The 12,620-nt window shown below is 35.2% G+C and carries 6 protein-coding genes; 3 read left to right on the plus strand and 3 right to left on the minus strand.

Going from position 1 to position 12,620, the window contains the following annotated elements; translation table 11 throughout:
- Nucleotides 1-239: 239 nt before the first annotated feature.
- Nucleotides 240-2,735 carry a putative PEP-binding protein gene (locus ACP6PL_RS27850; RefSeq protein ID WP_426548589.1) on the minus strand — a complete coding sequence of 832 codons (2,496 nt, stop codon included), beginning with the start codon at nucleotides 2,733-2,735 and terminating at the stop codon, nucleotides 240-242.
- 818 nt (nucleotides 2,736-3,553) lie between these two features.
- On the opposite strand from ACP6PL_RS27850, the gene ACP6PL_RS27855 reads away from it, so the two are divergent.
- The 3 genes from ACP6PL_RS27855 (at nucleotide 3,554) to ACP6PL_RS27865 (ending at nucleotide 5,688) form a co-directional block, all read left to right on the plus strand.
- Nucleotides 3,554-4,300 (plus strand): ComF family protein, encoded by a 747-nt coding sequence (locus ACP6PL_RS27855; RefSeq protein ID WP_426548590.1) that lies wholly within the window; start codon nucleotides 3,554-3,556, stop codon nucleotides 4,298-4,300.
- Between the two features lie 403 nt (nucleotides 4,301-4,703).
- Nucleotides 4,704-5,549 (plus strand): CPBP family intramembrane glutamic endopeptidase, encoded by an 846-nt coding sequence (locus tag ACP6PL_RS27860; RefSeq protein ID WP_426548591.1) that lies wholly within the window; start codon nucleotides 4,704-4,706, stop codon nucleotides 5,547-5,549.
- A 76-nt stretch (nucleotides 5,550-5,625) separates the two neighbouring features.
- Nucleotides 5,626-5,688 (plus strand): DUF6887 family protein, encoded by a 63-nt coding sequence (locus tag ACP6PL_RS27865; protein WP_426548602.1) that lies wholly within the window; start codon nucleotides 5,626-5,628, stop codon nucleotides 5,686-5,688.
- A gap of 903 nt (nucleotides 5,689-6,591) precedes the next feature.
- On the opposite strand, the gene ACP6PL_RS27870 is transcribed toward ACP6PL_RS27865, so the two are convergent.
- Nucleotides 6,592-9,330: a response regulator gene (locus tag ACP6PL_RS27870; RefSeq protein WP_426548592.1), complete on the minus strand. Its 2,739-nt coding sequence runs from the start codon at nucleotides 9,328-9,330 to the stop codon at nucleotides 6,592-6,594.
- A 717-nt stretch (nucleotides 9,331-10,047) separates the two neighbouring features.
- Nucleotides 10,048-12,620 (minus strand): P-loop ATPase, Sll1717 family (locus tag ACP6PL_RS27875; RefSeq protein ID WP_426548593.1); only part of this gene is annotated, 2,573 nt, incomplete at its 5' end.

The following is a 12,620-nucleotide window of genomic DNA, read 5'->3' on the forward strand; positions in this document are numbered from 1 at the left end:
CTACTAATACTGCACCTCATTAGACATCTCCAGAAAAGAGGGAGTAATGAGTAATGAGTAGGAAGTAGGGAGTAGGGGGAAAGAATTGAGGTTTTATACTTGATAATTGATTTTATTTTTGATTTTTGGAGATGTCTATTGATAATTTATGGATAATAATTGATTTTATTTTTGATTTTTGGAGATGTCTATTAGTACGGAATCTGTTGTAGTTTTCATTATCCATTATCCATTATCCATTATCCATTATTGAGTCGAGCTGCTTCTAAAATCAAACGTTGTTCGGCACGAGCGATCGCTTGATAAGTCTGCTGAACAGCATTCACATTAACAGAAATGGAAGTAATACCCCACCGAATTAAATCATCTATTATTTCTGGGTACAAAGCAGGAGCATCACCACAAATAGAACAAGGAATACCAGCAATTTTAGCTTGAGAAATTAATTGTTTAATTGCTCTCATTACTGCTGGATGACGAGCATCAAAAGCACTTTTCATTTCTTCTTTTTCTCGGTCTACACCTAACAATAATTGGGTTAAATCATTAGTGCCAATAGCAATACCTTGTACACCTGCTTTTACATATTCAGGTAATAAGAATAAAACTGATGGTACTTCTGCCATAATCCAAATTTGAAAATGATTTGGTTTATATTTCCATTTGTTTTCAATTCGACTCCGACAAAATTGAAATTCTTCTACGGAACGTACAAAAGGCAAGATTAAATGAACATTACTATAACCTAATTTATGTACTTGAGATAAGATATTTATTTCTAAATCTAGTAACCTCGGCTCTAGCATATAACTAAATGTGCCATGCTGTCCTAATATGGGATTATAATAATTAGTTTCATAGGAAAAATTGAATTCTTGAGCTAGATTTTGAGGATGAATATTTTTACTAAACTGATTACCTTGATTACTAGAAGAATTTAGAGGTAATTGTTCTTGTTTTTCAGTTAAATTTTTTTCTTGATAACTAGAATTAAATAATCCCAGATCGAGAGAACGGTAAAAAACTGGTTTAGAAGCAAAAGCAGCAGCAAATTGACTAAGATGCTGCACCATTAAATCTATTAATTCTGATTGACGACCTTGTTGTATCCACTGTAAAGGATGACGGTTTTCTAACAATTCAATTGCCATTAATTCCGACCGTAATAATCCTACTCCATCTATAGGTAAACCTTGAGCTTTTTTAATTGAATTAATTTGACTGATATTCACAAATAATTTACTGCCAATGGGAAAAAAATTTTGAGGATGAAGAGGATTTTCTGCTACTTCTATATCTAGTGTTTGAGGATTATTTTTCTGTTCTTTAAGTAGATGTACTGCTCCACTATTACCATTAACTAATAGATAGTTACCTGTTTTGATTATCTGAGTAGAATTGGTAGCTCCGACAATAGTAGGAATCCCAAGTTCTCTAGCTAAAATTGCAGCATGACTTGTCATACCACCTTGTTCAGAAATAATTCCAGCAGCATTTTTTAGTAATGGCAAATAACTAGGAATAACTGCCGATACAACTAAAATTGATCCTTGAGGAAATTCTTCTAATTGTGGAGCTAAACTCTGAATAACTATGGCTTTAGCTGTTACTTTCCCTGCTGATGCTGGTATGCCGGTAATAATAGGATAATCAATATTTACAACAGATTGTGATTTTTCTTCTGTTGTTAATTTAGGCAATTCCTCTAAATTTTGAGAGTATTTTTCAAGTCTTTTAAAATCTGTGATTAATAGTTGAGTATCGGCATTATCATCCCTTTTAAATAAACTCCATTTAAAACAAAAATCAGTCGGGAAATTATTGATTATTTTCTGAATTAATTCAAGTAATAATTGTAGGTGGTTATCTGCTAAAGCAAATTCTTTTTGTATATCTTCTGGTAAGAAAAAAGCTTGCACTGCTAGTAAGGTATCAGGGATAGGCATTTGAGGATGATAAATTTCTTGCCATGTATTGGTATAGCTTACTTTTGCAATAGTTTTATTAAGGTTATAACCTATAATTTTATTCCCTAATTTTTTGTCTTGTATAGTGTTATTTTCAGGAGAAATTAGATAAGAGTCGGGGATAATTTGCCCCATTTCAATAGATATTCCTAAACCATGAGTTGCTTGAATTTCCCAATTATCTGGAAAAATTTGAATACTTCCTGAAGCGATCGCTGATTGTAAAGGTTGTACTAAAACTACTGGTTGAAGTTGTTGAATATCAATGTGGTGATTATGCCAATATAATAAACTTTTAGCCTTGAATATTTCTGCCCATACTTGTTTAATTCCTTGGATAAATTCTGCCGATCTAGCTTCACAAATTGTTGGTTCTAATATCCCAAAAGTTTCCAGGTTAGGAGCAGCTAAATAAGGCTGAAAAATTAATACTTCGGCATTAAGATTATTAATTGCAGATTCTAAAGATGAGACTAACTCGAATGGTAGATCGGTATAGATGATATAGTAATTAATTGATTGAGAAATCTGTTGTAATTGTTGATGGTCATTAATATTAAAATGTAAAGAAGAATGAGGGAAATCAGCTAATAAAGGGTCTGACCAATCAATATGTTGTAAAAATTGCCAAAAGCTATTTGCTGGAATGACAAAACCGGGGTTAATTGGATAACCTTTCTCCATCAGGTTAGCTAAATAAAAAGCTTTTTCTCCCACTGTCTCCCGGTTTGATGATTGAAGTTGATTTAGCCAGTAAAACTTATACACAAAACTATCACTTTGCTTACGTCATTTCAGTTATCAGTTAACAATACCTCTGGCTGAAGCTAGAGGCTTGAAATACTGAAGTTGAGTTTTTTCATACCCTTTTAAGGCAGGGCTGTTTCAAAGTCAAATAAATAATCAATCAAGGGAAGTTGGGGGAACCCAGAGAAGGATTTGGGGATACAAGTAGGAAAAAGGGGTGATTTTTAGGGGTAGAGAGTGGGAAAAGTTCCCAAAGAATCTTGGTGAAACCAACGGAATTTCTGAAAAATCCATGGTTTTCCCCAAAATTATTTATCGATAAATTGGGGGAAAATCCAGGATAAAGCGTGGAAAATTCTCCCCTGCTCCCTGCTCCCCTGCTCCCCTTCTGCCTTAACCAAGAATGAAACAGCCCTGCCCTTTTAAGGGGATGCTTGAGACCTGATTTTTGGGCTTAAGTCTGATTTTATCAGTAAATAGTCTCCTCATGCTATACTAATTTCATAAAATATTGCTAAAGTTATGAAATAAAGGAAAAAAAATAGGGAGAGAGTAGTATATAAAAAAGATAATTTTTTCAAATTTATATGTGTTGTAAAGTCTTGGGTTAAAGGCAGTAATCACAGATTCAGAAATAACTACCTTTTTTTTAATTTAGTTTTAAATAAAAAGCCTATTATCATTTATATAAACATAAGGTAATATTGAAAAATTTAGATTTTTGTAGTCTCCTAATTCAGATTTGAGGGACTGACAACTGTTAACTGATAAGTTCATAAGCAAAATTAATTACACATCTTATTTATTCCCTGTGCCCTGTTCCCTCTCTCAAAACTGAAATGACAATGATTAAATTTATCTGGAGAAAAATACTTAAACCATTTCTAAATATATTTCTTAAAGCTAACTGTCCTCTTTGTCAGCGATCGGCAGATAGAGAATTTTGTCAATACTGCGAAAAACAAGTTTGGCGCTGTCAGTTTCCTGGTGGGGGAGAAATATTTCCTGGAGAAGTACCCGTATTTATTTGGGGTCAATATAAAGATAGTCTCAAACGAGCGATCGCTGCCATGAAATATGAAGATAACCCACAAATAGCAAGACCTCTAGGATATTGGTTGGCGGATGGGTGGTTAGCTTCCCCTGTAGCAAACCTTGACAAAGTAGTAGTTGTACCCATTCCCATGCACAAAAAAAAGCAGAGGGAACGAGGTTTTAATCAGGCGGAACTATTGGCCAATAGTTTTTGTGAAGCGACAGGTTTGCAGATACGGCGAAATGCTTTGGCAAGGGTGAAGCAAACCCAGGCATTATTTGGTTTGTCTCGTGGGGAGAGGTTGGAAACAGTTAAGGATGCTTTTGTGGTGGGAAAAGATTTGCGTAACCGTCGTCCCCGTGCCTCCGTTTTGTTGGTGGATGATATTTATACAACTGGTGCAACAGTGAATTCTGCTATAGAGGTTTTGCGGAAAGAGGGTATTAGGGTAGTAGGAGTATTGGCGATCGCGACTACGAAAAAACCTAGTGCTAAGAAACCACGGTTAAAAAGTCAGAAAGTGGTAAAAAAATCCAGCCCTAAAAAATAGCAATGAGATTTAAAAATGGGGGGGTAATATCATGTTCGGTTGAATACTTATAAATCATGATTGAAGGAGTCAGGAGTCAGGAGTCAGTAGTCAGGAGGGAAAGAGTAAATTTAGAATGAATAAGATTTATGATAACTAATTATCCGCAATTCGTAGCTCCCCCGGAGGGGGCACATGATATAAGTTGATAACAGTTTATATTCCTAAATACTGTTATATTTGATTTTTTAATTAAGATAATTTTGAGTAAGAATATAAATGTTTTTTTAGAACAATATTTTGATGATTTAATCATAAAATCATCTTTTGATAAAGGGCTCAATTTTTTAACAAATTCAAAAATATTAGAATAGAAACTATTGGATTTATCTCGCTAAAACTAAAAACTAATAATAAAAATTTTATGAATTCAACAAACTTAGTTTTTTTCTTAATTTGGGGTTTTTCTGGAGTATTTTTCTTTTTTGCTTTCTTGATTATTTGGCACAAACGTCGTTATGAACTCCAACCTTACTTTAACTATGGGTTATTAACTGGAGGTATTATTTTCGGTATGCAACTGTTGTCTATTTTATTAGGTATTGATATGAAAAGCTTATCATTAGGCCAAGTTTTTGGAATTATGATTCGGCTATTAATTGATTCTTTGAAAATGATGATTTTTACAACAGTTGGAATGGACTATGCTACTAAACTCGCCTATCCACGCTATTTACAAAACCATGTTTCTACAAGGAAAGTTAAAGACCATTTACTGAAACTTTCCCAATTTATAATTCCTACTTTGGCTATTACAGCATTCTCCATATTATACTCTATTATTTTATTTAAGTTTACTAACCCTGAACTTGCCTCCTCAATGAGGAGATTATTTGATGGCAACATGACCAGAGAGAATTATTCTGCTGCTAATTTTGTATTTTTCCTCGTTGCTGCCTTTAGTGAAGAAATTATTTATCGCTTAGGAATACAAAACTATTTAGCAATACATCTCAACTGGCGACATTCTCGCTACTGGTTGGCAATTTTAGTGACTTCAATACTTTGGACTATCGGACATACAGGTACTCTTAATCCTAACTGGGTGAAGTTTGCCCAAATTTTTCCAATTGGTTTATTATTAGGTTGGCTTTTTCGTAAATACGGTATTATAAGTTGCATTCTAGCTCACGGTTTATTTAACGTAATTATACCATTGTTATTAGTTATAGAAAATTATACTATTAATACCATTGTTTTTAATTATTAAAGAATACAATTGTCGGTTAGGTTGAGGTAAAAAAAACTAACATTTCTTCCGACTATATTATTGAATAGTATTTTTTATCAAACCTAATTTTGAAGAAATGGCTAAAGCTGAATTAAAAGCTTACGTTTTAGAACACTGAGACGATATAGAAGCAATTAGGTTTCTTGTTCGTATTCCACCAGGAGTGGAAGTCAAACGATATCCTCCTGTTTTTACCGAAAAAGGTATACCAATTGCAGAAAATATCCACATTATGGAAGAGGCAATTCAAGAGAGAGTGGCACAAGATAATAATTAGGGTTTGCACTCAAAAGTCTTTTAGTAGGGGTAGGAGGTAGGAGACAGGAGACAGGAGACAGGAGTAACGGGGAATTTAGAGAAGGTAGAAGTAAGAATTGTCCCTTGATTTTTGTGCCCAACTATGCGCCTAAAATACTAACTTTTTGAGCGTTTTAGACTGAAACAGCCGCACTTTTTTGGGTCAAAAAAGGCACTTGTCTTTATATGTCAATGCTTTTAGATTTAATCACCCAGCCCTAATTAGAGCGATCGCTCTTCGTACCACTTCCCTCTTCCTTACCCGTACTTTATAATATAGAATTCGGTTATATAGTATATGTTCATAATTCTATCTACACTTCAATCCCCCCATCCCCCCATCTCCCCATCCCAACTATATAACAAGTATTCAATCGGATTTGATATAATATCTATGCCACCAGACTTGAGATCGGCTTAATAATTTCTGTCTCTTCAAATCTTGTTGCTAACCTTTTATAGCAGTTTTCATTAACATAGAGTACAGATATTTTACTTAAAGGCAGAAAGCAGAAGTTTTTTATACTATCCCTTAATTTAATAATTCTGAATTCTGAATTCGTGCATTCTAAATTAATAACAATAAATTTTGTAGTCTACCTTTGTGAAAACCCATATAATCTGTCGCACAGAAGGAACATAATTTTGCTCAACTTTCTCAAACAACCTAAGTTGCTTCTCCAATTCTTGAAAACTATCCTCGAACGCCAACTCATAAATCTTCTCAAGGAGGTGATTGTAGTGCAGTATCAGTAGCCTCATCCGATACTTCTATATTCATAAGAGTATCTAATTTTAACAGACTATTCATCACCTTCTTAAATTGTTCGCTAAATGTATCCATCAAAGGAGGGATCGTCTCCCTGTTACCTTGACTCAATGCCATTTCTAGCGCTCTTGCTGCCTGATATAATTCATCAGCCCCAATATAACCAGCAATTCCTATCATCGAATGTGCTTTTAAGTAAGCCGTTTCGTAATCTGATGCAGCCAACGCATTTTGAATGTTATCTAAGTCTTGTCTCCGATAATCCCGAAATAGCCGTAATATTTTCTTGTATGCCTTTTGATTGCCACCAAAGAGATGTATACCACGAACAATATTAATCCCTTCTAATTGAGGTAATTCTAGGTCAATAATTTCAGACTCACTATTCTCTTTTAAAGAAATTGTTTTCTGTTTTACTATCCGAGCTAAGGTCTTAAATAACTCATTGGGATTGATAGGTTTCGTTACATGAGCATTCATGCCTGCTTGTAGACTAACTTCCTTATCTCCAATCATAGCATGGGCTGTCATCGCTATAATAGGTAAATCAGTAAAGCGTTGTTTGTCCGGCGCATCGGTATTTCCGAGAGCACGAATGTGCTTTGTAGCTTCTACACCATCCATTTCTGGCATCTGAATATCCATTAATACTGCATCAAACTCATGTTCTCGTACTGCAGCAATTGCTTCAAGACCATTATTAGCAACGCTAACCTGACAACCTATTTTTTGTAGTAGCTCTTTAGCAATCTCTTGGTTAATTTCGTTATCTTCTACCAAAAGTAAGTTTATTCCTTGCAAATGTTCAATTCTTTGGTTAGATTCCCCAAACCTTTGATCGGGAGATATTTTAGAATATGTTTGGTCAAATACCTTAACGATTGAATTAAGCAATGCAGAACGACTCACAGGTTTCGAGAGGAACTCATCTATTCCCAATTCTTCTACATCAGCTGGCAATTCACTTTTATCGTAAGCAGTCACAAGTAGAATACGCGGTTGCTTAGGTAAATCTAACTGATTGCGAATTTGACGAATTGCCTCAATACCATTTATGCCTTCTGGCATATACCAATCTATTAACACAAGCCCGTAGGGAGAATCACTAGCTTTTACCAATTCATCCAGAGCTTCTTCCCCAGAAGCTACCCCATTTGCATCAAAAGAAAACGACTTCAAACTGTTGACAAGAATATCCCTAGCAACCCTATAATCATCTACTACTAGAACTTTAAGGTGTTCTAAATCTGGTGGTACTACAAACTTAGCTTGAGGATTGGTAGCAGGCTGGAAAACTGCTGTAAATTGGAAATTGCTGCCTTTGGCGGGTTCGCTTTCCACCCAAATTTTACCATCCATCATTCTCACTAGACGCTTAGAGATAGCTAACCCTAAACCTGTACCACCATATTTGCGAGTGGTGGAATTATCAGCTTGATGAAAGAATTCAAAGAGATTTTGAATTTGTTTTTGAGTCAGCCCAATACCTGTATCCGTGACGGAGAAATGAAGGCTAATTTGCTTCTGTGTAATCTCTTGCAATGTAACGCGAATTATCACTTCACCTTTTTCGGTAAACTTTACTGCATTAGTAGCTAGATTCAGTAAAACCTGCTCTAAACGTAAAGAATCACCTTTGAGGAAGGAAGGTACATCTGGTTCAATTTCAAATAAGAACTCTAATTTCTTTTGTTCAGCTTTCAAACCAACTAGGTTGGTAACATTTTCTAGCACTGACTCTAGGTCAAAATCAATCTTCTCCAAAGCTAGTTTTCCTGCTTCAATTTTGGAAAAGTCGAGAATATCGTTAATTAATCGTAGTAGTGATTGTCCAGATTTCTCAATCTTATTGATATAGTCAGTTTGTTTAGGTTCTAATTTTGTCTGGAGCATTAAATGACTCAGACCTAAAATTGCATTCATTGGTGTGCGTATTTCGTGACTCATGTTAGCCACAAAATCTGATTTCAGTTTGGCTAAAGATTGGGCTTCTTTTGCCATTTTAATTGCTTGTTCTTGAGATTTTGCTTTTTCTTCAATATAGGCTTGTAGTTGCTTGACAGCAGGTCGGAATACAAATAATCCCTCTGCTAAAAGTAGCAACAAAGCTACTAGAAATAATAAATTTTGAATTTGTTTAGTTTGCTGAACTTTTTTTCGGGCTTCAGCATCATATTGAAAAACAATTTGATTCATCCCTGAGAGAAAATGTACCTGATTTTCCAGAATAATCTCTACAAAAGGACTAATATCTTTCTGGGCTGGCTGTAAGTTTCTAGCTAGAAGTAAATTATTACCTGCCTCAATTATTGTTTGATAATATGGGTCTATATCAGCAAACATTTGTTTTACTTTAGGACTATTATTAGCAGGTAATCCTAACTCTGAATCCCCATATTGTAGTCCCTCATGGGAAGATTGGAACAATTCGAGAAGATCCCTTAGTTGCTTTTGATATTGTTTTTCTAGTTCTGAGTTTTGGCTCAATTTGATAGTTAATGAGGTGCTGCTCAGTTGTTCACTCAGCATTCGTTGACGACCTGCAATATTAACTATCCGAGAAATAGCAAACTGATATTTTAGGGATTTTCCTAATATAATTTTTTCAACTCCAAATAACCCTGCAATTACACTGAGGCCAATAATATATAGCACTGTCAGGTGACGAGTTGGTGATGATTTGTGTACTTCCATGGTTTTTTGGGGATTACTAATAGTGATTAAGCCATTACACTTTATAATTATCAGTATAGAAAATTACACCAAAGAATCATTAGAGCGATCGCTATTAGACATCTCCAGAAAAGAGGGAGTAGGTAGTAGGCAGTAGGGAGCAGGGAGTAAGGGAAAAGAATTGACGGTTTGTGATCGATAATTGATTTAATTTTTTATTTTTTGAGATGTCTATTAGACATCTCCGAAAAAGATATAGACTTTTTGAACAGAATAGGCAATAGAGAACAGGGAATAGGGAACAAAAAAGACAGAACACAAAACAAAAAACACGGAACACGGAACAGATTTTCACAAAAAAGGTACGAAAAATGATTGGTTCTCCTGCATAGTAATGGTGAGAATATATATTTTGTTCCCACACTCCCCACACTTCCTGTACCATTACTATGCACCACCATTGGGGGTGATTTTTCTTCCAATCTTCTGTTCCCTATTACTTTCTATTTATAAGTATTCAACCTAAAATAATTAGGACTTACGCAGTACAACGTATTTTCGTGCGACCAACAGGGTTTGCGGAGCAGTCCGGAACGGATAGCAATCTCAAATCCTAGTTTTTCCTACCTCATGCGTAAGTCCTGTAATAAAAATTACCAAAAAAATCAAAAATGACTATTGAAATAAAACTTAATTTACCAGAGAGTATTATCAAATCAAACCTTTAAGATTTTTTTCCTAGCGTTGTCCTTTGCGAGTCATACCCAGTCCGGACAAATACAGTTCAGCAACACTATAAACACCGGGGGAGCGGGAGGGATCTTTACGGCGCGAATACTCTTTAAAAATACCTGCTTCAATCATGTCTTGGAGACGAGTAGTTAACTCTTTACCTTCAATTTTCCATTTTTCTGTTAGTTGGTTCTTATCAATAGGAGAGCGTTCACCCTGGAGTTCATTTAAGAATTGTCTAAGTTCGGGATATTCGTTGCGCACTTCATCGACACGCTGCTTAGATACCTCTGGCAAAGCATCAATCAAAGAGTTTGGACGCAAAATTCTTTCATCAGTATATTCTCTTGAGTTACCTTTCTCTATTTTAACTGCTGTCTCTAAAAGCAATATCAAGCTTCGGGGAAAACTATGATTTTGGCTGTCAGCAGTTCGTTTGCGTACCCAGTTGTAAGTGTAACTCCTGTTGCTACCGCCCATTTGTTCACCCCACAGATGTTCAAGACTTTTTCGTAATTGTTTCAACTCAATGTTCTCTAGCAGTTCTACTCTCACTCCTAATTCCTGATTGATAGTTTGCCTAAGACTGGGAGAATTCTTGAGAACTTGGCGTAGTACAAGTCGCCAGAGATCGGCTTCTTCCCACTTCAGTTCAAGCGATCGCCCACTGACGTAATGTCCTTTGTTAGTAAAGTTAAGTTGATTCCAAATATCCTCTCGTAAGAATATTTTAGGCACAATATATTTAAGACCAATGCCACTTTCCAACCACCAAGCGAGCAAAGCTTCTAATGCTTTCCTTCGTCGCTGATAGTCTTCTTGACTATAACCAAATCCTGTATCTAACTCATCATAGAGGAGCCAAACTCGTCGGTTATTTTCTTGCAACCATGAGTTAATATCTCCTAGTTGATCAAAAGTTTCGAGACTAGCTGTTGAGGATTTTGCTTGCTCAACTAACCATGAAACAATATCAGCGCTTCTAGGTTTTTCAGTAGCTATTAAACCTTTTAAATTGTCATTAATATTAAGGAGTGACTGCAACTCTGGCAAATAAAAACATAATTGCAATAAAGCATAGTTTAACCAGAAATAATTCCAGCAATCATCCCCCACCTCACGTTCATAACTAGCTAGAGCAGTACCCTCTAAAATATAGCTTTTGATTGTAGGTTTACCATGCCCGGCAATAAAATTAACATTCGTGATATCTATATAATAACCAGCTAGTTTTTTAGCTTCTTCTGATTGCTCTACAAATAGTCTAAATAACAGACTTTTTCCTGTACCTTTAGCACCTCTAATTAGCCAATTTTTATCGCTTAAAAATTTGGGGAAATCTTCTGTACGTTGGAATATTTCTGGAATTTTTTCTGGTTCTATATCTTGTGCTGTTGCTGCTACAAAATTCAACTCATTTAAAATAGTTCTTTTGGTAGCTTTTTCAACAATAGTGTCAGTTGTTAGACTAAGTTGAATATCTGGTAAACTAGCATCAATTACTTCTGCAATTGAGAGATAATTATCCAGTAAACTTTGAGGTAAATCATTAACGAGACTTGATAAAGTGCTAATGTTAGGATTGTAGTTAACTTCATAGTAAAGTTCGCCAACTGTTATACCACTTGATAACCCCCAATTTTCCTCTATCCAATCTTCAACTTTACTTATCCAAATTTGACGTTGTTCTGCAGCAACAGCAGGCATCGGTGTCAGGACAAAACGTAAGTCTGGTTTGCCTCGATATTGCCATTGTTTACTAACAGTTTGTACAATCCAACTTAACCCTTTAAAACTTTGGTCAGTGGGTGAAAAACAGATAATTCCCAAATCAGCTAAATCTAATAAGGCAATAGCGCTAGTATCATTAAATCCAGGACGAGCATCAATTAGAATTACATCAGGATTTAGTTGCTCTTTAATATCTTCAATTAATTGTTGAACAGGATTATTTTCTCTGCGATAAAAAGCCTGTAAAGTTCCCCGGTCTAGTTCAGCTAAACGATGGATATAATTTTCATCATATTCTCCAACTGGAACTAAAAATAATTCACCACGGGCTTTTAATTCTACTTGATAAATACAACTTTCAATAGGAGGAAATTTTTCTTCTGGATTTAAAAAGCGTTGGTACAAATAATCTAATACACCATAGTTTTCTTGATTAATTAGATCAATATCCGACTCCAATAAAATTGAAATTCCTGGTGCTTCTAAATCAAAATCTACTATTACTACTCGACGTTTTTTTTCAGTAGCTAATATTCCTGCAACTAAACCTAGAGCAGTAGAACGACCAACTCCTCCTCTAAAGGAATAGAAAGTTGCTATTAGAGGAGTTTCAAAAACATCTTCTTCATCTGATTCTTTTGGTTCCTCTAGTTCGGGTGACATTAAGATATCTGACCATAAAGGTAACTGAAGTTGAGTATATTCAGGAGGTTGTTCTATTGCTTCTTCAGGAGTTTGAAAAATATCTTCTTCATCTGGTTTTTTTGGTTTCTCTGGTTCAGGTAACATTAGTATATCTGACCATAAAGGTAACTGAAGTTGAGTATATTCAGGAGGTTGTTCTATTG

It is taken from the genome of Dapis purpurea BLCC-M126 (genome assembly GCF_050015975.1).
GTDB lineage: Bacteria > Cyanobacteriota > Cyanobacteriia > Cyanobacteriales > Microcoleaceae > Trichodesmium.

Excerpts from the sequence above, each read along its gene's own strand:
- ACP6PL_RS27855 (WP_426548590.1), top strand. The coding sequence starts at position 3,554 with ATGACAATGATTAAATTTATCTGGAGAAAAATACTTAAACCATTTCTA.
- ACP6PL_RS27860 (WP_426548591.1), top strand. The coding sequence starts at position 4,704 with ATGAATTCAACAAACTTAGTTTTTTTCTTAATTTGGGGTTTTTCTGGA.
- ACP6PL_RS27870 (WP_426548592.1), bottom strand. The coding sequence starts at position 9,330 with ATGGAAGTACACAAATCATCACCAACTCGTCACCTGACAGTGCTATAT.